The organism is Algibacillus agarilyticus (assembly GCF_003286125.1).
In the GTDB taxonomy this organism is placed as follows: Bacteria; Pseudomonadota; Gammaproteobacteria; order Enterobacterales; family Alteromonadaceae; genus Algibacillus; species Algibacillus agarilyticus.
In genome coordinates, this window is sequence record NZ_QMED01000015.1 from 66,731 (window position 1) to 91,380 (window position 24,650).

19 protein-coding genes are annotated in these 24,650 nt (G+C 39.6%); 12 read left to right on the forward strand and 7 right to left on the reverse strand.

Going from position 1 to position 24,650, the window contains the following annotated elements; translation table 11 throughout:
* Positions 1-185 precede the first annotated feature (185 nt).
* Entirely contained in the window at positions 186-1,430 is a 1,245-nt protein-coding gene (gene argJ, locus DPX34_RS12775; protein WP_111978819.1) for a bifunctional glutamate N-acetyltransferase/amino-acid acetyltransferase ArgJ, read from the forward strand.
* Positions 1,431-1,587: 157 nt separating this feature from the next.
* Here argJ and DPX34_RS12780 read toward each other — a convergent pair whose 3' ends face one another.
* The 3 genes from DPX34_RS12780 to fre all read right to left on the reverse strand — a co-directional run bounded on the left by DPX34_RS12780 (position 1,588) and on the right by fre (position 4,011).
* Positions 1,588-2,325, reverse strand: coding sequence for an oxygen-binding di-iron domain-containing protein (locus tag DPX34_RS12780; RefSeq protein ID WP_111978820.1), 738 nt, complete (start codon positions 2,323-2,325; stop codon positions 1,588-1,590).
* Positions 2,326-2,340: 15 nt separating this feature from the next.
* Positions 2,341-2,937, reverse strand: coding sequence for a hypothetical protein (locus DPX34_RS12785; RefSeq protein ID WP_111978821.1), 597 nt, complete (start codon positions 2,935-2,937; stop codon positions 2,341-2,343).
* A gap of 360 nt (positions 2,938-3,297) precedes the next feature.
* Positions 3,298-4,011: an NAD(P)H-flavin reductase gene (gene fre, locus DPX34_RS12790; RefSeq protein WP_111978822.1), complete on the reverse strand. Its 714-nt coding sequence runs from the start codon at positions 4,009-4,011 to the stop codon at positions 3,298-3,300.
* Positions 4,012-4,374: 363 nt separating this feature from the next.
* Between fre and DPX34_RS12795 the strand changes: the two genes are divergently transcribed.
* Positions 4,375-4,884, forward strand: a complete 510-nt coding sequence (locus tag DPX34_RS12795) for a DUF3087 family protein (RefSeq protein WP_111978823.1) — start codon at positions 4,375-4,377, stop codon at positions 4,882-4,884.
* 371 nt (positions 4,885-5,255) lie between these two features.
* Here DPX34_RS12795 and DPX34_RS12800 read toward each other — a convergent pair whose 3' ends face one another.
* Positions 5,256-5,564, reverse strand: coding sequence for a hypothetical protein (locus DPX34_RS12800; RefSeq protein WP_157964720.1), 309 nt, complete (start codon positions 5,562-5,564; stop codon positions 5,256-5,258).
* 169 nt (positions 5,565-5,733) lie between these two features.
* Between DPX34_RS12800 and DPX34_RS12805 the strand changes: the two genes are divergently transcribed.
* The 6 genes from DPX34_RS12805 to DPX34_RS12830 all read left to right on the forward strand — a co-directional run bounded on the left by DPX34_RS12805 (position 5,734) and on the right by DPX34_RS12830 (position 14,645).
* On the forward strand, positions 5,734-8,922 hold the full coding sequence (locus DPX34_RS12805) for an Ig-like domain-containing protein (protein WP_111978825.1): 3,189 nt from the start codon (positions 5,734-5,736) through the stop codon (positions 8,920-8,922).
* A gap of 1 nt (position 8,923) precedes the next feature.
* Positions 8,924-9,313, forward strand: coding sequence for a hypothetical protein (locus tag DPX34_RS12810; RefSeq protein ID WP_111978826.1), 390 nt, complete (start codon positions 8,924-8,926; stop codon positions 9,311-9,313).
* A gap of 241 nt (positions 9,314-9,554) precedes the next feature.
* A complete protein-coding gene (locus DPX34_RS12815) occupies positions 9,555-11,621 on the forward strand; it encodes a M13 family metallopeptidase (RefSeq protein ID WP_111978827.1) in 2,067 nt (688 codons plus the stop codon).
* Between the two features lie 250 nt (positions 11,622-11,871).
* Entirely contained in the window at positions 11,872-12,975 is a 1,104-nt protein-coding gene (proB, locus tag DPX34_RS12820) for a glutamate 5-kinase (RefSeq protein ID WP_111978828.1), read from the forward strand.
* A gap of 18 nt (positions 12,976-12,993) precedes the next feature.
* Positions 12,994-14,244, forward strand: a complete 1,251-nt coding sequence (locus DPX34_RS12825) for a glutamate-5-semialdehyde dehydrogenase (RefSeq protein WP_111978829.1) — start codon at positions 12,994-12,996, stop codon at positions 14,242-14,244.
* Positions 14,245-14,462: 218 nt separating this feature from the next.
* On the forward strand, positions 14,463-14,645 hold the full coding sequence (locus DPX34_RS12830) for a helix-turn-helix domain-containing protein (protein WP_111978830.1): 183 nt from the start codon (positions 14,463-14,465) through the stop codon (positions 14,643-14,645).
* Positions 14,646-15,024: 379 nt separating this feature from the next.
* Here DPX34_RS12830 and DPX34_RS12835 read toward each other — a convergent pair whose 3' ends face one another.
* Positions 15,025-15,678, reverse strand: a complete 654-nt coding sequence (locus tag DPX34_RS12835; protein WP_111978831.1) for a YceH family protein — start codon at positions 15,676-15,678, stop codon at positions 15,025-15,027.
* A gap of 211 nt (positions 15,679-15,889) precedes the next feature.
* Between DPX34_RS12835 and DPX34_RS12840 the strand changes: the two genes are divergently transcribed.
* Genes DPX34_RS12840 through DPX34_RS12850 form a run of 3 tightly spaced genes read left to right on the forward strand, consistent with a single transcriptional unit; the run spans position 15,890 to position 21,607 of the window.
* Positions 15,890-17,305: an efflux transporter outer membrane subunit gene (locus DPX34_RS12840; protein WP_111978832.1), complete on the forward strand. Its 1,416-nt coding sequence runs from the start codon at positions 15,890-15,892 to the stop codon at positions 17,303-17,305.
* Complete coding sequence (locus DPX34_RS12845) at positions 17,295-18,479, forward strand: efflux RND transporter periplasmic adaptor subunit (RefSeq protein ID WP_111978833.1); 1,185 nt, start codon at positions 17,295-17,297, stop codon at positions 18,477-18,479. The genes DPX34_RS12840 and DPX34_RS12845 overlap by 11 nt, the downstream gene beginning before the upstream one ends.
* Entirely contained in the window at positions 18,476-21,607 is a 3,132-nt protein-coding gene (locus DPX34_RS12850) for an efflux RND transporter permease subunit (RefSeq protein WP_111978834.1), read from the forward strand. Before DPX34_RS12845 ends, DPX34_RS12850 begins: the two co-directional genes overlap by 4 nt.
* 4 nt (positions 21,608-21,611) lie before the next feature.
* On the opposite strand, the gene DPX34_RS12855 is transcribed toward DPX34_RS12850, so the two are convergent.
* On the reverse strand, positions 21,612-21,953 hold the full coding sequence (locus DPX34_RS12855; RefSeq protein ID WP_111978835.1) for a cupin domain-containing protein: 342 nt from the start codon (positions 21,951-21,953) through the stop codon (positions 21,612-21,614).
* 140 nt (positions 21,954-22,093) lie between these two features.
* On the opposite strand from DPX34_RS12855, the gene DPX34_RS12860 reads away from it, so the two are divergent.
* Positions 22,094-23,728 carry a response regulator gene (locus tag DPX34_RS12860; RefSeq protein WP_111978836.1) on the forward strand — a complete coding sequence of 545 codons (1,635 nt, stop codon included), beginning with the start codon at positions 22,094-22,096 and terminating at the stop codon, positions 23,726-23,728.
* 287 nt (positions 23,729-24,015) lie between these two features.
* On the opposite strand, the gene DPX34_RS12865 is transcribed toward DPX34_RS12860, so the two are convergent.
* On the reverse strand, positions 24,016-24,633 hold the full coding sequence (locus DPX34_RS12865) for a tetratricopeptide repeat protein (RefSeq protein WP_111978837.1): 618 nt from the start codon (positions 24,631-24,633) through the stop codon (positions 24,016-24,018).
* Between the last annotated feature and the right edge of the window lie 17 nt (positions 24,634-24,650).

Consider the following 24,650-nt stretch of genomic DNA (forward strand, 5'->3'; position numbering starts at 1 on the left):
ATGCAGTTCTCACTTACTTTTGGGGGGTTATTAAAGAAAAACATCCTTGAACGCAAGTGTTTATACGCCATGGCCTGTTTTTTGGGGTGAGTTGAATAATGTTGTGATTTTTAAATATTGATTTTGCATAACCATGATACAGCTTGTAAAATCGACGCTCTCTTTATTATTAACTTATTAAACTCATGCCTGTAAATTTACCCGCAATCGAAACACAAACATTACATCCTATTAAAGGTATTCGTCTTGGTTGGACAGAAGCCAACATTAAAAAACCTAATCGCAAAGATTTGTTGGTTATAGAAATCGCTAATGGGAGTTCGGTTTCTGGTGTGTTTACGCAAAATCGGTTTTGTGCCGCGCCTGTTACTCTGTGTAAGCAGCGTTTAGCGACGGGCTTACCGATTAAAGCTTTGGTTATTAATACGGGTAATGCGAATGCGGGTACTGGTGAGGTAGGTATGCAAGATGCAGTGGCTACTTGTGAGCAGGTGGCAGACGTCATGTCTATTTTACCCGAACAAGTCTTACCGTTTTCAACCGGTGTTATTTTAGAGCATTTACCGATGCCTAAGTTGCTAGCCGGTATTCCCCACGCGGTAGCCAACTTAAAAGCGGATCACTGGGCTGATTCTGCTGCCGCGATCATGACTACCGATGTGGCGCCTAAAGCTTATAGTAAAATAGTGGAATATGGCGATAACAAAGTCACCATTACAGGGATCTCTAAAGGCGCCGGTATGATCCACCCTAATATGGCGACAATGTTAGGTTACTTGGCAACGGATGCGAATATTAGTCAGTCTTTTTTGAATGAAATCACGAAAGAAATTACGGACGTATCCTTTAACTGTATTTCGGTAGATGGTGATACATCAACTAATGATTCGTTTATTATTGTCGCGACTGGTCAAGGCGAAAGTAAGCCGATTACGAGTCGAGATGATGAGGGTTTTGCTGACGTTTATGCCGCGTTGGTTGAAACGGCGCAATACTTAGCTCAAGCGATTGTACGTGACGGTGAAGGCGCGACTAAATTTATGACGGTATCAGTAAAAGGTGCGCGCAATGTGGAAGAAGCCAAAACGATTGGTTTTTCCATCGGTAAAAGCCCACTGGTTAAAACCGCCATGTTTGCATCTGATCCTAATTTAGGTCGTGTATTGGCCGCTATTGGTTATGCATCACGTGAATGCGCTTCACTTAATGATTTAGATACATCGGCTTTATCTCTTTATTTTGGTGACGTTTTAGTGGCAGAGAAGGGCGGACGAGCAGCCAGCTATAAAGAAGAAATGGGCCAAGCCATTATGAACGAACAAGAAATTGATATTACCGTTGAATTAAATCGCGGTGATGAGCAAGCAACCATTTGGACTTGTGATTTTAGTTATGATTATGTGCGCATTAATGCGGAATACCGAACTTAATTTAACCTGTTGAATTAAATTAATAAAAAAGCGACGTTAACGTCGCTTTTTTGATCTTATATCAAAATATATCCAAGTGACTTCAAGATGCTGAACTCGCATCTTGAGGTGACTTGGGTATAAGTTGTTAATGACGATGGGTCTTCTTTTTTCAACGTTAACGCTTAATGGCGCTACCCACTTCAAGTTGCTCAAACCAATCTAAAAACTTTCCGACGTTTTCACCGGTAAATATTCGACCGTGCTGTGGCGCTAAATAATCAATGTCTAATTGTCTAACACGACGAACCCAATCATTTTTGGCGGCGTTTGACGGCATCCAACGTCGATGAAAACCTTCCATTTTTGGGATGTGTGATTCAAAATCATCAACATAAAGGGGGGCATTGGGATCCTCTAATGCGGCACCAATATCACCGCTCATCAAAAATTTAGTTTGCGGGTCATATATATTAAAGTTGCCTGATGAATGTAAATAGTGAGCGGGGATGATTTGCACGCTATAACCGTCTAAATCTATCGTGCCACCCTCATCTTTAATGGGTTGAAAACTAATATTTTGCATCCCAAAATGTCGAATAAAACCTTCCCATAACCATGAGCAATGTAACTTTGCATGAGGTAAAGCCTGATCCCATAAGCCGAGTGATGAGATGATGTCTGGATCTTGATGAGATGCAAACACATCCGTTAACTGTTCAATGGAGGTATGACGCAAAACAGAAGCGAGCATGGGGGCAAAAAGCTCAATACCACCTGGATCAAGCAATAAAGCGCGTTTGTTGGTCACGAGCATATATTGGTTGGTGTCGATTATTTTTTCGGGTTTGTCAGCATCTCGGCCAAACATGAGCCATTTTGCATTGTTATTACTGACGACTTCTATGTTTTTCATTCTGGGTATTTATCCTTATATACGCGCATTGCGAAGTAAAACTTCAGCACATTTTAATTCATGCCTGATGGCATGTGCGGCCTGAAAAATATTATCGGAGATGACTTCTAATTGAGGTTTATATAACCCTGAATTAGAGGATTCGACTTTTGACATCGTTGAAATAACGGCGGCAGAGCGTATCTGCCGATGCGTGTCTTCAACGAGTTGGTTTAGTTTATGAAGTAATTCAGAAAACTCGGCTTGCAGTTCGGCTATCGTTTGTTGTGTTTGCTGCATGTAAGGTTTTATATCACCGATGTAGCGTGCATCTTCGCCCAAAATACAGGCTTTTTTAAACCGTGAATCGGCCAGCCTAACGCGTTCTAACCGGGTTGCACGCATGGATATTTTAATCGCAATTTTATTTACGGCTTGCGCTAATGAAATCGTATTGCTGGCGAGCTCTTGAATGAAGTCAGTGAGTGCAGAAAAACCAGCCGCTTGTTCACCTGCTCTTACGGTGACTGCTTTTGCATTTTTTGCCGTCAGCGATAGGTTTTCAGCCACTTTAGTCGCGTTATATAAATGCGACGCAATGCAAGCTGCAATAACAAACATGGGTTGACTCATTTCCTTTTAGCCTTGTGTGATATAAACCCAAGTCACTTGAGTTAGATGTATTAATATATTGAGATATAACTATAGTGTAGGGTTTTGGCATGTTCCATGTAATTTACAATTTGCTACGCACAACCGCTTGTTTTATTGATACAGGATATGATTTAGGTCAAAATAGAGGCGTGCAGAGAGATCACTTATTAATATGAATTGGTATTACTTTATTGTGGAATCGAGGGCGTATAAAAGATAAAGAATTAATAATGCCGAATACCCGCCAATCAAATTAAATTTAATTGGCGGGTATTCGGCATTATTTTATTGATGTGGGCTTTGCGCTGACGGCATTTTTATTTTTAGCGTTTATTTAGCTTATTTAATAAAGGCAAAAGCGTCGCCAAATATATTGTCACGGTTTAAGCCTTGAGCGGTAAATACCTCACGGGCTTTGCCAACCATTTCGAAACGACCTGCGCAATAAACATCGTAATCAGCCAGAGAAGCAAAGTCATTTAAGACCGCATCGAGTAAATTTCCATTCGTGCCTTGCCAAGCGTCGTCGTTATTTTCAACCACTGGCACAAAGGTAAAGTGAGTCAATTCGCTGGCTTTTTGCTGCCAATATTCAAGATCATATAAAGCGTCTTGTGAACGTACACCCCAATAAAAATAAACAGGCTGGGTTGTGTTAGTTGCAAATAATTGTTCTGCAATCGATTTAGTATACGTATAGCCTGTACCGCCTGCGACCAAAATAATTGGGCGATCGTTTTGTGTTTGTAAATAAGCATTACCGGCGGGGGCTTCTATTGTTACGCTGGTGTTGTTAGCTAAAGCCTCTTGAAAGTGGGTAACGGCACCCATGGCATAGGCATCTTCAGCGCCTGCACCAATATGCAATTCGATAAAGGCGTTATCACTTGGGCTATTTGCTATCGAAAATGCGCGTTTGTCTTTTTCTGCTAGCACTAACATGAGATATTGACCCGCTTTAAAATCAAGCGGTTGTGGTATATTAAGGCGGATTTGATAAATGTAAGGTGTTAAATTATTGATAGATTCAACAGTACATTGAATAGCTTGCATTTGATAACTCGAATTAGTTTTTTTTCGTAAATTGCTGACATCATATCATTCTAATGTCACTCTTTATATAGTCTTCTCGCTCAGGTTTTATGGTTCATTGTCAGCGCTTACTCGCCCCAATCACATAGTAGAACATATGCTCATGGGGTCTCGAAGCTTGACGGCTTCCCCTAAAACCCGATCGCTTTGACTATAGCTAAGTGACTTCAAGACGTATAATTCTGTGATTTCAATGCGTATCTTGCTGCCGCTTGCGAATAATAATCAACCCCTTTTAAACAAACGAGACGGCGGATTAGCCTATTTGTTTTAGATTGTTGTTTTCAATTGTTGTATTTAATATTTATTAAGGTGCTGTTTTTCATGCAACTCATTAAGATCGATAAAGCGCGTTACCGCAAACATTTAAACCACGTGATCATCGCTTGTATTGTCACATTGGCGAGTTTATCTTTAGGGATTTCTACCGTACTCATTCATTTTTTATCGACTGGTGAAGGTTCTAATTTTTGGTTGAATTTTTCAGGTGTCGCTATTGCGTGCGTGATAATAGGTTGGGTACTTAATAACGTTAAAAATCATCCCTATTTACTTGAAGTTAAGTATGTGTGGGATCTTAAGCAGGTTTTAAATTTAATCTCGCGTTATAACGGTAAAATCGATCAAGGCGTAAGCAACAATGAACCCGATGCACTCTATATTCGTCGCTTTAGTTTAGCGGCTTCAAAGCAAGTGTATTTATTAGATGATAATACAATTACTATTGTTGAATTAAACGCTAAGTTGGCGACGGTTGAACGCCAAATAGAAGAATTGAATTTGAGCATTGATTTTGACGATTTTGATATCAAGTTGCTTAATGCTTATAAATAAGTTTACTGTATCATCTGCGTGGTCTTGTAGTGATATTTTCATCATAACGACAATTTGATTATCAATAATGCTTTATGTAATTGATTTAGTTGATTTTAAAAGCCGATTTTAGTTTTCTGGACGACCTCAAATGAACTATCAGGCGTGAGCATGAAACTATACCCAAGTGACTTGGGTGTATGTATTAGACCAATTCATATAAATAAGTGATCTCTCAGAATGCATCCAGCGGTTTTTGAACAAGGCGTCGGTGTACAGGAATGGTTGTTCCCTTTCAAATACCGATAACGCAGGTCAAAAGCCGCTGGGGCACTCCTTTCAGGCGAGTTTTAAACGCTCGCTGAGTGGGCACTTATTATTACGGATTGGTATTAGGTGGCATTTAAAAATGCACCACCCATTGCGCCACTAATACTGAAGCAGACGATAAAAAGCAGTAAACTTGTTATGGCTTTTATGGCTATTTTCCACTGTTTTGTTATCAGCCAATATACGTTGCTTAACAAAACACCTGCACTCAAGAATAACCCCAATATCGCAATCGGTATTTCACGCCAAAGCATACTTTGCACATCAATCATTTCATGGTGAAATTGATATAAATCGATTTTAGTTGTTATTAATAAAATCAGGCCTAAAATGGCGGGTGATCCTATTATTAGGTTTAATTTTTTCATCATTTATCATGTTTTATACGATAATTATTATTAATTAAAACCGGTTTAAAAAGCAGATAAAAGATAATGTAACGTAAATTCCCATTTTTTTGTATTTATGTGAATTGTTTTTAGCTGCTGTCATATTTTTAGCCTAAACTTTTATTCATAACTCTCCCTAAATAAGTCGATTATGCTTTATAAAAAATTAAGTGCAGCGTGTCTGCTATTTTCGCTGCCGTTTTCATTGATGGCGCAATCTGCGTCAGATACCAATACAGAATGGCAATGGTTTGAAACCGCGGCTCGAGGTCAGCAATCGATTCTACATGTACGGGACGAACTGCTTAATCCTGATTACTTTAAAACCGATTTAACGGTTATTACTGAACAATTAACGGAATTAGCACAAAGCGAAAGCGATGCTACGTTAACGGTGAAATTACCCTATGGTGATGATCAATTTGTCGATTATGTTCTGCGTTTTGATCCTATTTATGCGCCTGATTTTCAACATCATAATCCAACGTTATTTACTTTTTCGGGGCATATGCTCGATGATGAATACAGTGTCGGTCGTTTTGATATAGGGCCTTTAGGCTTTAATGGCGTTTATGTGGTTAATGGCGAAAGTTACTATCTTGATGCATTACTCGGTGCGACTAACCAATATGCGTTATATCAAACCGCGATTAAAAAACCACATTTTGCGGACAATATTTTAAGTTTACCGCCAACGGCAGAAGCCTTACCCGTTGCTCACCGAGGATCGTTTGGAACCGCAAACGGCGAGACATTAACCACTTATCGTATTGCTATTGCGACCACAGGTGAATATACCGATTTCTTTGGTGGCAAAGCCGCTGCTGCCAATGCGATCACAACGACAATTAACCGAGTCAATCAGGTTTATCAGCGTGACTTTTCGATTATGTTACAAATTGTAGGTAACAATAATGATTTGATTAGCGAAAATGCGGCAACTGATGCGTTTTCAAATAGTCCTGACGAAGATGATTTAAGTGCCAATCAAACCTTTATTGACGACACGATAGGCAGTGCCAGTTACGACCTGGGGCATGTATTTATGACCGGCGATGGTGGTTTAGCGACCATTGGTAGTGTGTGTAATAATTCTGGGTTTAAAGCACAGGGTGGCACGGGCTTATCTAATCCGGTTGGTGATTTATTTGCGGTTGAATATGTTGCGCATGAAGTGGGTCATCAGTTCAGTGCTGAGCACACTTATAATGGGCTAGAAGAAGGTTGTGAGGGGCAGCGCAGTGACTTAGTTCCTTATGAGCCAGGGAGTGGGTCGACTATTATGTCTTATGCGGGAATTTGTGCTTCGCAGAATTTACAAAACACGTCAGATGCTTATTTTCATATTGCATCGATTGAACAAGTTAATGCGTTTGTAACGCAAGGTGCGGGTAGCACGTGTGGTACCGAAACGAGTTTAAGTAATAATGTGCCCATTGTTTCAGCTGGTAATGATAAAAGTATTCCGGCTAATACGCCTTTTGTTTTAACTGGTACCTCTAATGATGCAAATAGTGATGCTTTAACGTTTGTTTGGGAGCAGTTTGATAAAGGTGCCGCAACAGATAGTGCGGCGGCGATGGTTGATGATGGTTCGCGTCCGTTATTTAGGTCATTAGCCCCAACATCTTCATCAACGCGATATTTTCCGCGTTTGGCAGATGTGATCAGCGGAACTTTAACTTTAGGCGAGACCTATGCGACGACAACGCGAGCGCTTAATTTTAAATTTACGGCACGTGATGGACAAGGTGGTGTTGATACTGACGACGTTAAGCTTTCTGTGATTGATACTGGGGCTGCTTTTAAAGTAACAAGCCCGGCGACAACACAAACGGTTAATGGTAATGAGCCGCTTGATGTGAATTGGGATTTAGCGAGTACACATTTAAGTCCGATTAATTGTAGCCTCGTCGATATTTGGTTTTCAAATAATAATGGCCTTTCGTTTGATTCTGTTATTTTGAGTAACACCGAAAACGATGGTTTTGCTACGGTTCCCTTTATGCCAAACGAAGCCGTAACAGCCGGGCGTTTAATGGTTAAATGCGCAGACAATGTGTTTTTTAATATTGCGCCTGCGGTTATTCGCATCAATCAAGTCGCTAATTCCGTTACCCCACAAATAACGAATACGACGAGTAAAACGATTAATCAAAATAATACGATTGATTTAAGCTTATCTGATTTAACGATTGTTGATAGCGACAGTGATGTATTTGTTTTGACTCTATTACCCGGAACAAATTACACCGTGCAAGGTTTAACTGTCACCCCGACAACAGATTTTAGTGGTGAATTATCGGTTAATTTAAGAGTCTCTGACGGTGAAAATACCAGTGCTAACGCCATTTTAAACATAACCGTGAATCGAATTAATCAAGCGCCTATTGGTGTTAATGATACTGCAAGTGCTGATACCAGTAGCACAATCCTGATCGATGTATTGGCTAACGACAGCGATGATGTCAGCACTTCGCTTACGTTAAGTGGAGTGACTTATGCGGGTATTCATCAAGTTTCGATTGTTAATAACCAATTGCAAATCGTCACGACGGCACAAGATAGTATTGAAACAATGACATATGAACTGATGGATGGTGATGGTGCTAAAGCTAATGCAACGTTGACGTTAACGGTTTCGGTGCCTGTGGTTGCTAATACCGCACCGGTGCTAACGAGCGCTCAATCTCAGTTAATACAAGAAGACAGCAACCGTACTTTTACCTTGGCTGATTTTGCAATTGAGAATACCGAAAATGATCCTTTAACGTTAAGTTTGATGGCGGGTAATAATTATACGTTATCGGGCAATACGCTTGCGCCTAATGCTAACTTTAATGGCACATTAAATGTGAGTGCTAAAGTTAATGATGGCGAACTTGATAGTAACACGCTGGTGTTTAATGTAACGGTGAGTGCCGTTAATGATGCGCCTCGGGCGTTTAACGATAGCTTTTCGGTTACGCCTAACGTTAAAACTGTTTTAGATGTTATTCAAAATGATGAAGATGACGATGGTGATGCGTTAGAACTGGTTTCAGCTGCTTATACAGGAAATGGAACGGTGACCGTATTTTTAGATGCGATTGAATATACGGCTGCGAGTAATTTTACAGGATCCGAAACCCTTTCTTATACGTTAAAAGATGCATCGGGCAGCACGTCGACTGCAACGGTTACCTTAACCAGTACGGCTGAACCCTCTACGCCAACTAACCCAACAACACCGAGTTCATCATCGGGTGGTGGTGCTTTTGGTTATTGGTTGTTTATATCGTTAATCGGTGGTGTATTTATGCGTATTGCTCGTAAAACATCAACACAAGGTGTTCATTAGCGTGCTAGGATTCAAAAAAATTAGTTTATGGCGAGCATGTTTAAGTTTGGTTTTAAGTTGGGGTTTATTGGCTTGCCAAACGCTGCCGCCTGCTCATTCGGTTAATTGGATGCTAACGACGGAGGTTGATGAGGCTATCAACCTTGCGGTTGCAGAAAGTGATTACCGATTATATGCTTTTTCGCGCCGTGCGATTGTTGTGCCTAATGCTGAACCTCACAGTGTAGCGGACGTTAAATTGCGTTGTGGTTATCGTTTGGTGGTTGAATTGGGCGATACATTAGTTATTCCACAAACGCCAGACGATGTTAAAGCGATCGAACAGCGTAAAAAATTAACTACTTTTATTAAAGCCTACAATCATAAAATGCTGCAGCTGTGCATGCCTTAATGTTGCTTGCGGTTGCTTGATGCGTCTTTGTGAGTTTGCGCTTAATTTTTTATATTAACTTTGTTGTTAAGCTAAAAAATAGGCGCAACTTGGCCTAGACGTTATTCCTAGACGCTATTTTTATCCCCTCTCATTTAGCTGTATTCATCTGTTTCACCTATTTCAGGATTTATTTATACTCTGCTTACTTGAGTAAACATGCTATCAAATTGTTTATTGCTTTATTATTTAGGGATATTAAATGAAACCATTTTTAACTGCACTGAGTTCTGCTTGTTTTGTTATCGCACTGGGTGCTTGTAGTGATCGAGCTGATCCACAAGATGTACCCAAACCGATTAAAAAAATCGAATTACAATCGGGCATTGATTTAGCCAATATTGATAAACGCATTCGCCCGCAAGATGATTTCTACCGGCATGTAAATGGCAAATGGTTAGAAAAAACGCAAATTCCGGCTGATAAATCTAACTACGGTGCGTTTACTGAGCTGTATGAACAGTCACAACAAGCCATGAAAACGATTATTGAAAAAGCCGCTGCGAATACACAAGCCGTAAAAGGGTCAGATGAGCAAAAATTAGGTGACTTTTATAATGCTTATATGAACCTTTCACTGACCGAAGCCAAAGGTTTACAACCTTTAGAACAAGAATTTGCTTTAGTTGAAAAAATTGGTAATAAACAAGCGTTAATCACGGCGTTAGCCGAATTAGATAAACGTGCAACGGCAACTCCAATTGGGTGGTATGTTAATAATGATGCTAAAAATTCAACAACTAATGCGCTGTATATTTTGCAGTCAGGTATTGGTTTGCCTGATCGTGATTATTATTTAAAGGCCGATGAAAAATTTGTTAATTTTAGGCGTGAATATAAAACCTATATTGCCGACTTATTACGGTTGATTCAACATCCATCACCTGAAACAGCGGCGGCGAATATTCTCGCGTTTGAAACTCAAATAGCGCAAGCACAATGGACGCGAGTGGATAGTCGAGATGCCAATAAACGTTATAACAAAATGACGCCGGTTGAACTTAACCAATTAATGGGCGCAGATTTTGATTGGTCGCAATTTGCGAGTCATATTGGTTTTGATCATGCCGACTATATTATTGTTTCTCAGCCCTCTTTTTTTAAAGCGCTAGGTGAGTTAGTGAGCTCGCAGCCGCTTGCGGTTTGGCAAGATTATTTACGGTTTCATATTATTGATAGCAAAGCCCATTTACTGAATAAAACCGTTGTTGACCGATCTTTTGCTTTTCACAGTACGGTGTTAAGTGGTGTAACCGAGCAAAAACCGCGTTGGAAAAAGGCCGTTGATAATGCCAATGATATTATTGGTGAAATAGTCGGGCGCTTATACGTAAAAGATTATTTTAAGCCAGAAGCTAAAATCAGAATGATTGAGTTAGTTGATAACTTGATTAATGCATTTGAATTGTCAATTGAGCAATTAGACTGGATGAGTGCAGAAACCAAAGCCGCGGCCAAAATAAAGTTAGCCCAGTTTACCCCTAAAATTGGCTACCCCGATAAATGGAAAGATTACTCGGCACTCGAAATTGAAGCGGATGATTTAGTTGGCAATTTTGTGCGTTACAACTTATGGCTAACACAAGAATATGCAGGGCGGATAGGCAAGCCGGTTGATCGTGATGAATGGTTTATGACGCCACAAACTGTCAATGCGTATTTTAACCCGGTTAACAATGAAATTGTTTTTCCTGCCGCGATTTTGCAACCGCCATTTTTTAATTTAGACGCTGAAGATGCGGTTAATTATGGTGGCATCGGTGCCGTTATTGGCCATGAAATTGGCCATGGTTTTGATGATCAAGGCGCTAAGTATGATGGCCATGGCAATTTAGTTAATTGGTGGAGCGATACTGATTTAGCTGAATTTGAAACGCGGGGTTCACAACTGGTTAAGCAGTATGCGGCATATAAACCGTTTGCGGATGCAAACGTTAATGGTGAACTCACATTAGGCGAAAACATAGGTGATTTAGGTGGCTTAACGGTGGCTTTAAAAGCGTATCAACTGTCGCTAGCGGGTAAAGAAGGCCCATTGTTAGACGGATATACATCGACCCAACGTTTCTTTTTGAGTTGGGGACAAATTTGGCGGCGTTTATACCGCGATGAAGAATTGCGTCGCCGTTTACTGACCGATTCACATTCGCCCAGTGAGTATCGTGTTATTGGCATTGTGAGTAATATGCCAGCGTTTTATCAAGCTTTTGATGTGAAACAAGGCGATGGTATGTATATCGCACCCGCAGAGCGCGTCAAAATTTGGTAACGATATGCGTTAACATAAAATGCGATAAAAACCGGCAGCTCTGTTTTTTTATTCAGAGTGTCGGTTTTATCTTTACTTTGATTTTGCTTTAGCCTGTTGAACATATCACCAGATAGACGTGTCTTGAGCATATATCGACTTTAAACCATTATTTAATTGGTATTTAGCTTAATTAGAGGTTGGTTAGTTTGCATGCAATCCTTATAATTCATAACTTGTTTGTTTTTGCTTTTAATATTTTGATACGTTAATGAATTCAGTTGACTGGCATAGAGCCGTAATTAAAGTGGGTAGTGCGCTTATATCACCCGAAGGTGATGGTTGTAGTGGGCAGTTTTTATTGCCAATGGCGCGTTATATTTCAGAGTGCCGTCAGCAAGGTAAAGAAGTTATTCTGGTTTCGAGTGGCAGTGTGGCTGCTGGCCGTAGTTTAATTGCGCATGGCGAGTTGCCTTTGTTAGCTGAAAAGCAGGCGATGGCGGCGGTCGGTCAAACGATGATGATGGCTAATTGGCAACGCTTTTTTGATTTTCCGTGTGCGCAAATTTTAGTGACTCACGGTGATTTGTCTGATCGTGAACGCTACATTAATATTCAAAATACGATTCGTACACTTTTAGATAATGGCATTTTACCCATTGTTAATGAAAATGATTCAGTCACCACTAAAGAACTTAAAGTGGGTGATAATGATAACTTAGGTGCTTTAGTTGCTTTGGTCTCGTCGGCTGATTTATTAATGATTTGTAGTGATGTTGATGGGCTTTTTAATAAAGACCCACGATCAAACCCTGATGCGGTTTTATTGCCAGACGTAGCCAAAATAGATGATAGTATTTACGCCTTAGCCGGTGGCACCACCAACAAAATAGCGACTGGCGGCATGCGAACCAAAATTGAAGCCGCAGAAAAAGCAACGGTGCAAGGCATTAACACCTTGATCGTGAATGGCACGAATAGCCGCGTGTTTGATGAGTTATTAATCGGTAATAATGCCGGTACGTTATTTAAGCGCCAAGCATCGCCTAAAAAAGCGCGTAAGCATTGGTTGCAACATGGCCTTAAAAGTAAAGGCAGTATTAAAGTTGATGCGGGCGCTCAGTCGGCATTATTAAAAAAAGGTGCATCCTTGTTGAGTATCGGTATTACTGATGTTTCAGGCGACTTTAACAAAGGTGATGCGCTTGATATTCAAAATACGCAAGGTGAACTAATCGCTAAAGGTATTAGCCAGTATCACAGCATGGAACTGTCGCAAATAAAGGGGCAGCAAAGCAAAAAAATTATCGAAATTTTGGGATATTGCCCAAGTGATGTTGTATTACATCGAGATGATATTGTGGTATTGGCATAAAATTAAGGAAAGGTATTTATGAGTTTTTCAATTGCCGCCATGGCAAAAGCCGCACGCAAGGCATCATTTAGCGTGGCAAATTTAGATCAACAACAAAAAAATGATGCATTAGAAGCGATGGCGCGCAAACTTATTGAGCGCACCGATCTTATTTTATCGGAAAATGAGCGTGACTTAGTTGCAGGTAAAGAAAACGGTTTAACAGATGCGATGGTTGACCGTTTACGTTTAACGCCAAGCCGCGTCGAAGATTTAGCAGCTGCTTTACGTGAGGTGGCACAACTACCTGATCCTGTGGGCGGCATGGCAAATCAAACTATTCGTCCTAATGGTATTCGTGTAGGTAAGATGCGTATCCCATTAGGTGTTATCGCGATGATTTATGAGGCGCGCCCTAATGTGACGGCAGAAGCGGCCGCGCTTTGTTTAAAATCGGGTAATGCGGTCATTTTACGTGGCGGTAAAGAAGCGTTATATTCTAATTTAGTTATTGCTAAATGCTTGCATGAAGCCTTAGTTGAACAAAATATTAACCCTGATGCCATCTGTGTTGTGCCTGACCCTGATCGGACTGTGATGAATGAATTAATGACCTTGTCTGACGATATAGATTTAATTATTCCACGCGGCGGCGAAGGGTTGATTCGTTTTGTTACTGAAAACAGCCGTATTCCGGTTATTCAACATTTTAAAGGGGTGTGCCATTTATATGTTGATGCCGCGGCTGAATTTGATATGGCTATTAATTTGTTACTTAATGGTAAAACGCAGCGCACGGGTGTGTGTAATGCACTCGAAACCTTATTAATTGATGCGGTGATTGCTGAGCAATTTTTACCTTTAGCTGCGCAAGAACTTGAAGCCAAAGGCGTAAAAATTCATGCGTGTGAAAAAAGCTTACCGTTTTTTAAAGATGCGACTCCTGCAACAACAGAAGACTGGGATGCAGAATATTTAGCGCTTGAAATTGCGGTACGAGTGGTTGACGATTTTGACGGTGCTATTGCGCATTTAGAGCAATATAGTTCGGGCCATACTGAAGTTATTTGTACACAAAATTATTCGCGTGCTAATGAATTTACACGCCGTGTTAATTCGGCTGTGGTGATGGTTAATGCGTCGAGCCGTTTTTCAGACGGTGGTCAATTAGGACTCGGGGCTGAAATCGGTATCTCGACGTCTAAATTGCATGCATATGGTCCGATGGGCTTAGAGAGTTTAACAACTGAAAAATTTGTTGTTTTAGGTGATGGTCAAATTCGCGATTAACAATATAAGTTTTTAGTTTTTTGAATTAGCACGTTATTTTAATTAATGGCTAATCATTGAAAAGGTCGCGCAAGCGACCTTTTTTATACCTATTGGTTATAGTAATCAAGAAATTCGAGTTAAAAAAATGTTAATAATGACTAAATAACACTTTTAATCAGGCCGCTTTTAGACTTTAATTAAACGATGCTAAATAATAATTTAAAAGTGGAGAGCATATGAGTTTAATGACGGTTAGCGAAGTTGCTGAATTCTTAGGTATACAAAATATTAGGGTTGAAAGGCTTCAACGTGAAAGCTTGCTTGTGTCGGCAGACAAAGACGGCGAAGGCAACCCACTTTTCAAAAAAGAAGATGTTGAGCGTTATAAGGTTTTTGCTGAACGCATTGGTGGTATTTAATTTTTAGTAATTACGAATTTACATTATTGAGCGTTCAATAATGTAAATTGGGTTGTTTATTGTATTACGGGTTTCAACAGCTGCAAGTCTAAGGTTTTACAACAGATGTTTTGATTAGGCATTTTAGACTTGCAGCGTTTTTCTTTTCTTCGCTATTACTCTATAGTCTTCTCGCTCAGGTTTTATGGTTCATTGTCAGCGCTTACTCGCCCCAATCACATAGTAGAGCATATGCTCATGGGGTCTCGAAGCTTGCCTGCATGGATACAGGTAAGGGGCGAGAGCAGGACGCGGTAGCTTTGACTGCTTTGCTTATCATGGATGTCAGTACTTAGGTTTCGTCTTGAACTAGAAACCTGCCCCTAAAACCCGATCGCTATTACTCTATATCGAGCGCATCTTTTATTTTTTGTAACTCTGCACTTAACTGATCAACTCGCGCTTCTAGTTCTGCGATCCTTTCATCTTTTGCATTACCGTCTGAACTTAAATGACTGACATTAGGTTGAGAACTGATTTCGACTTCACCTGAAAATAAATGCGCATAGCGTGATTCTCTTTTACCGGCTTCGCGTGGCAGCTTTACAACGTAAGCGGTATTTTCATCACTTGCGAGTTCGTCTAATGCACTTTCGACCGCGTTTACATCTTTAAAAGGATATAAGCGTTGAGTTCGTGTTCTTAATTCACCTGGTGTTTGTGGGCCGCGTAAAAATAAAATAGCGATGATTGCGGTTTGCTGCGGGTTAAAGCTAAATGCGGCAAATTGACTGCCCGAAAAGCGATGGCGATATTTAGCCACGCGACCTGTGATATCGGTTGCTTGGGCGATTAAGCGTAATTCAATTAACTCATCAACGGTATTTTGTACCTCTATTTCACTAAAGCTAACTACGGGTTCTCTGTTCGACTTTTGGTTGCAAGCGGTGGTAATGCCATTTACCGAAAGTGGGTATTGATCGGGAGTGGTTTTTTCTTTCTCTAAACAGACACCGAGTACACGTGTTTGTGCAAAACTAAGTTCAGTTTTCATATTTATTCATTACCTATGTTAGCTAAATAAAAGCGAAGTCTTTTTATATCATAGACTTATTGATGAGCACATGGAAAAGTCTTTCTTTTTTCTTGGTAAATATACGCTGATTTTTGTGCTTTAAAGTTGGGCTTTTTAATAAATATAGCTAGGCTTAAATCAGTTAGCTTTTCTCTTCGTAATCTCTTTCTCGTTCAGGTGCAGACTATATATGAATAAACTTTTTACCGCATTTGGCGTTGTGATCATTTTTTTCTCTTTTAGTGCGTGTAGTTTTAAACCTGAATTAACCATTACCCCTACATTGGCAGTGCAAAATAATTGGCATGAGACTTACGAACAGCAATCTTCTTTGGCGTTACAAACGGAAAATCAAGCGGCTTTAGCTTGGATTAAACCTTTGCTTGATGACAACTCTTACCAGCTTGTATTGCAAGCTATTCGACAAAATTTAAATTTGCGACAGTCGGCTGCCAGCTTAGTGCAAGCCAAACTGAACATCGATATTGAAGAATCGCAATATCTGCCTAATTTGGATGGCCGCTTTTTTGCGTCTCGTAATGACAGTGGAGATAACAATTACGGTTTAGCGTTATCGAGTGGTGTTTCGTTAGATGTATGGGGGCAATTATCAGAACGTGTTCAGCAAAAAATCATTCAATTTGAGCAACAAAGTATTCGCTATTATCAACAGCAGTTTGAATTTTCAGTTTCGTTGGTCACTCACTACCTTAAATTAAAAAAAACCGAGCAAATTATCGCTTTATTAGAACAGCGTTTGATTAATGTTAAAAGCCAGCTAAGCAGTGCTGAAGAACAATATAAAGCCGGGTTAGTTAATTTAGCGAATGTTTATCAGGCACGAAATAACGTGCAAGGTGTAAAAGGCCAATTGTTGCGTGAAAAAAACAGTTTGAAACGGTTATCGCATGAACTGCCTTTATTGTTTGGCTTACCCCCAATGGCTATCTCTCATCGCGTTAAAGCATTTACGTTACCGGATGAATTGCCTGTTTTACCTCGAATACTACCGGCTGATTTATTAACGTTAAGGGCTGATATTCGTTTAGCTTGGCTTGATGTGTTAAAGCAACAGAGTGAGGTGGCTATTGCTTATGCTAATCGCTTTCCGCGTTTTAGTCTTTCCGCTAATGCCAGTTCTTCAAGTGATAGCTTGTCTGATTTAGTTAAATTGGGCGACATTGGCTGGAATTTAGGTGCCAATATAGCGGGGCCTATTTTTAATGCCGGGCGTCTAAAGAATAAAGCCAAACAAGCTCAAATTGATTTAGATAAAACAGAGTATCGTTATAAAAATACGGCTTATAACGCTTTTAAACAAGTCGAAAATTTATTTAGTCAGCGTGAGTTAACTCAGTTAGAGAATATGCTTAATGAGCAAACTTATCAAAATGTAGAGCAAGCTTTAACGTTAGCACAACGGCAATATCAACAAGGCTTAATTGAATACAAAGATTATTTAGCGAATCAGCGTAATTTTTTTTCAGCCCAAATTAGTCAACTTAATTTGCAGTATCAACAAATATTTGATCATTTAAATTTATTGGTTGCATTAGGCGGAGGTTGGGCTGTGGAGTTAAATGTAGAGGCGAATAATGAAAGATAGTTTTCCGTTAGTTCTCATCACCTTATTTAGTTTATTTATTGCTATGTATTGGCTTACTGATAGTCAAGGCGATGAATTAGTCGTGCCTAAAACACCACAAATTAACGTGATTGCCTCACCTATAAAATTACAAGATTACACGCCTGTTATTGAGTCTTATGGTCGTGTTCAAGCGCGTTCTCAAGGTAATGTGGTTAGTCAAGTGGGCGGTGAAGTTACTTTTGTGAGTGCCAATTTACGCGCCGGTGGTTTTTTTGCTAAAGGTGAGTTACTTATCGCAATTGATAAACGTGATTATTTAGCGGATGTGAGTGCTGCGCAGGCTGGTTATCTTGATGCGAAGCAAAAATATTTACAAGAAAAAGCGAAAGCTAAACAAGCCACGTCAGATTGGTTTATTGATAATACAGAGCAACCCAATGAGTTAGTTACACGTGGGCCTCAGCTTGCCTCTGCCGAAGCTAAATTACGCTCTGCTGAAGCGGGCTTAAAAAAAGCGGAATTGAATTTAGCTCGAACCGATATTTTAGCGCCTTATGACGGACACACTTTACAAAAAGGCGTTTCTATTGGTCAAGTTGTCGGCAAAAATGCGGTTTTAGGTCAAATTTACGCGATTGATGCCTTGGAGATCCGTTTGCCGCTAAAAAATGAAGACCTCAATTTTATTGATTTACCTGATGCTAATAAGCGCAATGAAGCACAGACCAATTATGCACCGGTGAGTATTGTATCTACATTAGGAAAAGATGAAAAATGGCAAGCTGATTTGTTAAGAACCGAAGGGGCGATTGATCAAGCCAGTCAACAGTTACATGTGATCGTACAAATTCCCGAACCATTTGGTGTTAAAAACAAAGGTAAAAGGTCATTAAAAATAGGCCAATATGTCACGGCTAAATTTAAGGGTATTGAATTAAAAAACGTGGCGGTTGTGCCTAATAAAGTGATTTATCAAGATGCTTATGTATACGTAATTGAAAATCGATTGTTGGTCCGTAAACCGATTAACATTGGCTGGCGAAATCAAGAGTATGCCGTTGTGGTATCTGGTTTAATAAATAACGACATGCTGGTAACAACATCACTCGGTGATATTGAAGAAGGTGTTGAGGTTAATATATTTAATGCGGATATTACGCAAGCTAAGGCGGCAAAAGGAACGGCCTTATGATCGCTTGGTTTGCTAGAAATGATATTGCGGCAAATTTATTAATGATCACACTGTTACTCGCCGGTGCTTGGTCGTTAGCTTTTAATTTGCCCCAGCAAGTGTTCCCCAATTTAGAACCTGATCAAATCGAAATAAAAATAGTTTACCCCGCCGCGAGTGCACAGGATGTTGAGTTTAAAGTCACACGTCATGTTGAAGAGGCTTTGCGCGATATTGTTGGTTTAGCCAATATTCGTAGTGAATCAAGAAAAGGTCATTCGATGACATCGGTTGTGGTGGCTGATGGTTATGATAAAACGCACTTATTAACTAAAGTAAAAAATAGAGTTGACGCGATCAATACTTTTCCCGTGAATATTGACCGCCCGCTAGTGCAATTGAGTCATGAGTTTTCGTCGGTCATTAGTGTTGCAATATATGGTGAGCAAGATGACCTGTCTATATTAACTGCAGCTGAACATATTCGTGACGAATTAGCACTGCAACCTGGAATGCATAAATTGGTTATGCGTAATATTGCTGAACATGAAATTGCGATTGAAATTTCGAATGAAGCATTACAGCAATATCAATTAAGTTTGACTGAGGTGGCTAAAGCCATACGGCTGAATGCACAGGATATTTCAGCGGGCTCCTTATTTTCTTCAGGTGGGCAAATATCAATTCGCTCTAAAGGCCAAGCTTATAATGCGCAGCAGTTGTCTGATGTCGTCATTAAATATCAAGCAAACGGCAGTACCATTAAATTAAGTCAAGTGGCTAAAATTAGCGATACACTCGCCGATAGTCACATTAAAACACGCTTTAATGGTTATTCCGCTGTGTTTATCGATGTCATGCAAGGTGAGCGTCAAAAAGCGACTAAATTAGCTAAAACGGTAAAAAATTATGTTGAGGCAAAACAGGGACAAATGCCTGAAGGTTTATCGGTAGCGTATTGGCGTGATCATGCTGAAATCTTGCAAAATAGATTAGAAGGTTTAGCGTTGAGTGCCATTTATGGTGGCATATTAGTTTTATTAATTTTGACTTTGTTTTTACGACCCGCAGTTGCTTTTTGGGTTTTTATTGGCGTGCCGATTAGCTTTATTGGGGCGTTTTCAATTATACCGCTTTTTGGCGTGAGCATTAATATCGTCAGCTTGTTTGGCTTTATTTTAGTGTTGGGCATGGTCGTTGATGATGCCATTGTGACCGGTGAAAATGTTTATACTCATTTGGAACATTCTGAAACGGGCTTGCATGCGGCTATTTCAGGTACAAAAGAAGTTGCGCAGCCTGTTACATTAGGTGTTTTAACGAGTATTGTGGCCTTTACACCTTTGTTTTTTATTGACGGTAGCCAAGGTGTTATTTTATCGCAGATCCCCGCGGTTGTTATTCCTGTGTTGATATTGAGCTTAATGGAATCAAAGTGGGTGCTGCCTTCTCGCTTAAAATTTGTCAAATTAAACCCGCCGACTAAAAAGAATTCTTTGCTGGCTTGGCAGCAGCGATTTGCAGCCGGGTTTGAGCAAGCTATTGTGCGCTACTATAAACCCGTTTTAAATTGGTGTATGAAGCAAAAGGCGAGTTGTTTAATTATCTTTTTTGGTTTCTTTTTAGTTGTCTTGTCTGCTGTTTTTACGGGGTCGAATAAATTTGTTTTTTTTCCAAAAATAACCAGTGATAAAGTGATTGCGACTATTGTATTGCCTTCAGGAACGGAGTTTTTCACACTTGATCAACATGTTGACTATATTAGTGAGCAAGCTCGAAAATTACAAAAGCGCCATGTGAATCCAGAAACAAACCAAAGTATTATCAAAAATATAATGTCTGTTACCGGCGGAACCATCGAAAGTGATGTTCAAGGTCAGTTAGGGCAGGTTAGTTTTGATTTGATACCTGAGGAATTGCATTCACTTGATATTAATAGCTTGGCTTTAGAGCAAGCTTGGCGGCGTATGGTGGGTGAATTACCGGGTGTTGCCAGCTTAGTTTTTGAATCGCAAGCCGCTCAGCGACATAAGTTAATTGATATCAGGATCAGTGGTGATAATTTAGATGAACTTGAAAAGATAGCACAAAAAATAAAAACGCAATTTTCAAAGTTTAAGTATGTAGAAGATATTGCTAATAATTTTGAAGGTGGCAATCAAGAGCTCTTTTTAGAATTAACGCCTTTAGCTAAAACGTTAGGTTTAACGCGTGTTGAGTTAGCTAATCAAGTACAAGCCGCTTTTTATGGTATTGAGGTGCAACGCTTATTAAGAGGCGATCAACAAGTTAAAGTTATGGTTCGTTTGCCTATTCGTGAACGTCAATCGCTAGCTGATTTACAAAAGTTTTTTATTCACCTGCCGGATAATAAACGGATCCCACTTTCACAGTTGGCTGATTTTACGATTAACGTAGGCCCCGCCGTTATTCATCGTTCTGATCGACGCCGTAGTATTGATATCACCGCTGATCTTTCTAATTCGCAAATTAATATTTATAAATTGCACGCAGAGTTGCAAAAGTATATCGATGAGCTGCGTGAGTTGCACCCCGAGATTAATATTGCATTAGTAGGTGAAAGCAGCGAGTTATTGGAAACCCTTAATTCGCTCAAATGGGGCTTGTTGACCGTTGTTTTAGTTATCTACGGCATTATTGCTATCTCTTTTAAATCATACAGTCAGCCATTAATTGTAATGTCTGTTATTCCCTTTAGTTTAATCGGCTCAATGGGCGGGCATTGGCTGATGTCGATAAACTTAACCATGATGAGCTTTGTTGGTTTAATGGCTTTGGTTGGGGTTGTGGTTAATGATGCTGTTGTACTGGTTGATTTTATTAATAATCAATTAAAACGAGGACAAAAATTAGAGCAGGCTATTCTTCAAGTGCCTTCTACCCGTTTTAGACCCGTTATATTGACGTCGTTAACGACGTTTTTAGGCTTATTACCTATTATTCTTGATCAATCAAGCCAGGCTCAGTTTTTGGTTCCGATGGCTGTGTCACTTGGTTTTGGTATTTTATTGGCGCCTTTTATTACACTTATCTTAGTGCCTGTAAATTATATGCTACTTCATGCATTGAAGAATAAATCACATGAACTGATTGCTTTGCATCAAGCGAGAAAGTTTCAGCGGAAATAGTTGATTACGGTGTTAGTACGCCGAAATACACCAGTATTAATTCGTTTTCACCTATATTGATGACTTCGTGTAATTCATTAGGCTCGATAGTTACGCAACTACCAGTTTCTAAGATATGGGGTTGCTGATTAACAATAAATTTAGCGCGACCTGATTCAATATAAAAAACTTCGGTCATATCGGTGTGTTTATGTGGTTCAACGGTTTCACCAACTGGAAACATTGCACGTGAAAAGTAAACGATATTTTTTATATCACCGCTGGTTAATAATGGTTGTTTAGTGATCGCGCTATTATGCGATACATTTTGTATATCATTATTCGTGCTGCTGTGGTTTATTATCATTGATTATTCCTAGGGCGTGTTTATCTTTTTCTAGCATAAAAAAGCGTTACTCAAAGGTCAACTAGCGCTAGTATTAGCTTGCATGAATATGTATTCATTATGTTTTTTATATAGCTCAACAAAATATACGGGTTTATTCGATGGAAAAACAAAACCTTAAAAATTTCGCATCACTCAATGTATTGATCATAGATGAGCAAACGTTGGTGCATCATACCTTAAAAAACGCGTTGCTGGATTTAGGGATCACGCATATCAAATGCGCAGAAAATGCATTTTATGGGTTGAGGTTATGTGAAGAAGAGCTGTTTCATGTGGTTATTTGTTCGTTTAATGTAAAAAGTGATCGAGATGGTTTTCATTTACTTGAAGAAATGAAATTCAAAGGTTTTGTGACTAAATGTACTGTACTTATTTTTTTAAGTGCAGACACAGAAGAATCACTGGTTAATAGTATTGCTGAGCTTCAGCCTGATGATTTTTGGGTTAAACCGTTAACTTTACAAAGGATCACCACGCGGCTAGTACAGACAATTGATATTAAACAAACCTTGTATAATGTTTATTATGCGATGGATATTAAAGAATACAGTAAAGCCATTTACTTTATTGAGCGTCATTTTCTTAACCCTAAATTAAAGCGATACTTCCTCAATTTACAACGTTTGAAAGGTGAATGTTTATTAAAATTGCGAGAATTCGTAGAAGCTGAAAACTATTATCGTGAGTTGCTCGTTGAATGTAAGCAATCGTGGGTACACTTGGGTTTTGTTACCGCCCTGATTAAACAAAATAAGATTGAAGAAATACATCAATTATTAGATACGTTGCGCGATCGGGTTGATACTCGGTTTGCGACATTTGATTTACTTGCTCAATATCATATTGATCGAGAAGAGTATGTTTTAGCCTATGAGCAAATGCAAAATGCGGTACGGTTGTCGCCTCGTAATATTGAACGAAATAAAAAATACTGGGATTTAGCGCGCTTAAATCAAGATCATGAAGGGCAATATAAAGCGACACGGGCAATGGCTCAAAACGCTAAAAATTCCATTCATGATTCGCCTGAGCATTTACTTAATGTTGTTCGTTCAGGTATTGATTTTGCTTCGACCTTATCGTCAGAGTTGTCTAAAAAAGTGATTCGCCAAGTTGAAGTTTCATTTAGTGAGCTTGAAAAAAGTACTTTTGATTTAAATATGTTGAAAGAGCAAATGTTAGTGGTTAAAGCGCGTATTCATAATGTTAAAGATGAACGTGAGTATGCTGAACGTATTGTTGAAAATCATGTTAATTTAAAAGCTAAATCTTCAATAGAAGATAACTTAGATAAAGTAAAAGTATTTCATGAATTAGGGCTCAGAGAAGAAGCATTGTTATTGCTCGACGCGGTTAAAAATCAAATAAATGGTGAAAATTTAGCGGGGCAGGTGGTCACCCGTTATATTGAACAAGAATCGGAACAGCGTGGCGAAATCCACTTTACGGCTAAGCAACTCAATAATATGGCATTTGAGTTTTTCAAACGAAATCGATACGATTCTGCGGTTCAAGCGTTAACACAAGCGTTGCAACTCACCCCTCGAAGTGCTCGAACAATGCTGAGTTTGCTTAAAGTCTTAGTTGCCGTTAAACGTAAAGATGGTCTGGCATTAGATCAGAGGTCACTGGCCAGTGATACGTTGGAAACGTTGAAAGTGGCAACGTTAACGCCCAAACAAAGCCAAGTTTTTGATGCTCTACTGCATGAGCTGGATGTAGAACCGAGTTAATGGCTTATTTTTAATATAGTCAAAGCGATCGGGTTTTAGGGGCAGGTTTCTAGTTCCAGACGAAACCTAAGTACTGACATCCATGTAAGCAAAGCCGTCAAAGCTACCGCGTCCTGCTCTCGCCCCTTACCTGCATCCATGCAGGCAAGCTTCGAGACCCCATGAGCATATGCTCTATTATGTGATTGGGGCGAGTAAGCGCTGACAATGAACCATAAAACCTGAGCGAGAAGACTATACCTTACTGGTTCAGTTATTAGATTAATATACCGAAGTGACTTGGCTATCTAATAAGCGATAGGGCGTTTAGCGCGTTTAACTATTTTAGCAGGCATTTTTTCACTTAATTTAGCTAATGCTATTTGGGCTGCCTGGTGTTGTTTAGTGTCTTGGATTACGGCATTATGCAGCCAATGGTAGGCGCTTTCGTAGTCTAGTGGGCTACCGTAGCCTTGGTTGAATAAATCAACTAACCGAAGTTGTGCTTTTAAATTGCCTTGAACGGCGCTTTCTCTTAGGTACTCTAACGCTCGTTTCATATCGGGTTGTACTAAAATACCTTTATGATAATAGCGCCCTAACTGCTCGAGAGCTGGGGGTAAACCTTGCATTGCTGCAGACTGAATAAAGTGTAAACCCAGCTCTGCATCTCTCTCTATACAAACTCCCCACGCTAGCATATCTCCCCATAGGAACTGATATGCCGGATTCGCGACAACTTCTGCACGAGCTTGTATATCTTGCACGAGTTGGCAGCGGTCTTCTACGACTCGGTTAAGGTGTTCGTTATTGTTAATCCACTTTATTAATTCTTCTTGTTGATATATTTGAACAACTTTTAATTCAGCCATGGCATGGCTTGTAAGTATGTATAAGCCTAATGTGATGTATTTAAGTTTATTCATAAATTTGACGCGAAAAA

Coding starts and splice junctions, on each gene's coding strand:
- argJ (WP_111978819.1), top strand. CDS start 186: ATGCCTGTAAATTTACCCGCAATCGAAACACAAACATTACATCCTATT.
- DPX34_RS12780 (WP_111978820.1), bottom strand. CDS start 2,325: ATGAAAAACATAGAAGTCGTCAGTAATAACAATGCAAAATGGCTCATG.
- DPX34_RS12785 (WP_111978821.1), bottom strand. CDS start 2,937: ATGAGTCAACCCATGTTTGTTATTGCAGCTTGCATTGCGTCGCATTTA.
- fre (WP_111978822.1), bottom strand. CDS start 4,011: ATGCAAGCTATTCAATGTACTGTTGAATCTATCAATAATTTAACACCT.
- DPX34_RS12795 (WP_111978823.1), top strand. CDS start 4,375: ATGCAACTCATTAAGATCGATAAAGCGCGTTACCGCAAACATTTAAAC.
- DPX34_RS12800 (WP_157964720.1), bottom strand. CDS start 5,564: ATGATGAAAAAATTAAACCTAATAATAGGATCACCCGCCATTTTAGGC.
- DPX34_RS12805 (WP_111978825.1), top strand. CDS start 5,734: ATGCTTTATAAAAAATTAAGTGCAGCGTGTCTGCTATTTTCGCTGCCG.
- DPX34_RS12815 (WP_111978827.1), top strand. CDS start 9,555: ATGAAACCATTTTTAACTGCACTGAGTTCTGCTTGTTTTGTTATCGCA.
- proB (WP_111978828.1), top strand. CDS start 11,872: ATGAATTCAGTTGACTGGCATAGAGCCGTAATTAAAGTGGGTAGTGCG.
- DPX34_RS12825 (WP_111978829.1), top strand. CDS start 12,994: ATGAGTTTTTCAATTGCCGCCATGGCAAAAGCCGCACGCAAGGCATCA.
- DPX34_RS12830 (WP_111978830.1), top strand. CDS start 14,463: ATGAGTTTAATGACGGTTAGCGAAGTTGCTGAATTCTTAGGTATACAA.
- DPX34_RS12835 (WP_111978831.1), bottom strand. CDS start 15,678: ATGAAAACTGAACTTAGTTTTGCACAAACACGTGTACTCGGTGTCTGT.
- DPX34_RS12840 (WP_111978832.1), top strand. CDS start 15,890: ATGAATAAACTTTTTACCGCATTTGGCGTTGTGATCATTTTTTTCTCT.
- DPX34_RS12845 (WP_111978833.1), top strand. CDS start 17,295: ATGAAAGATAGTTTTCCGTTAGTTCTCATCACCTTATTTAGTTTATTT.
- DPX34_RS12850 (WP_111978834.1), top strand. CDS start 18,476: ATGATCGCTTGGTTTGCTAGAAATGATATTGCGGCAAATTTATTAATG.
- DPX34_RS12855 (WP_111978835.1), bottom strand. CDS start 21,953: ATGATAATAAACCACAGCAGCACGAATAATGATATACAAAATGTATCG.
- DPX34_RS12860 (WP_111978836.1), top strand. CDS start 22,094: ATGGAAAAACAAAACCTTAAAAATTTCGCATCACTCAATGTATTGATC.
- DPX34_RS12865 (WP_111978837.1), bottom strand. CDS start 24,633: ATGAATAAACTTAAATACATCACATTAGGCTTATACATACTTACAAGC.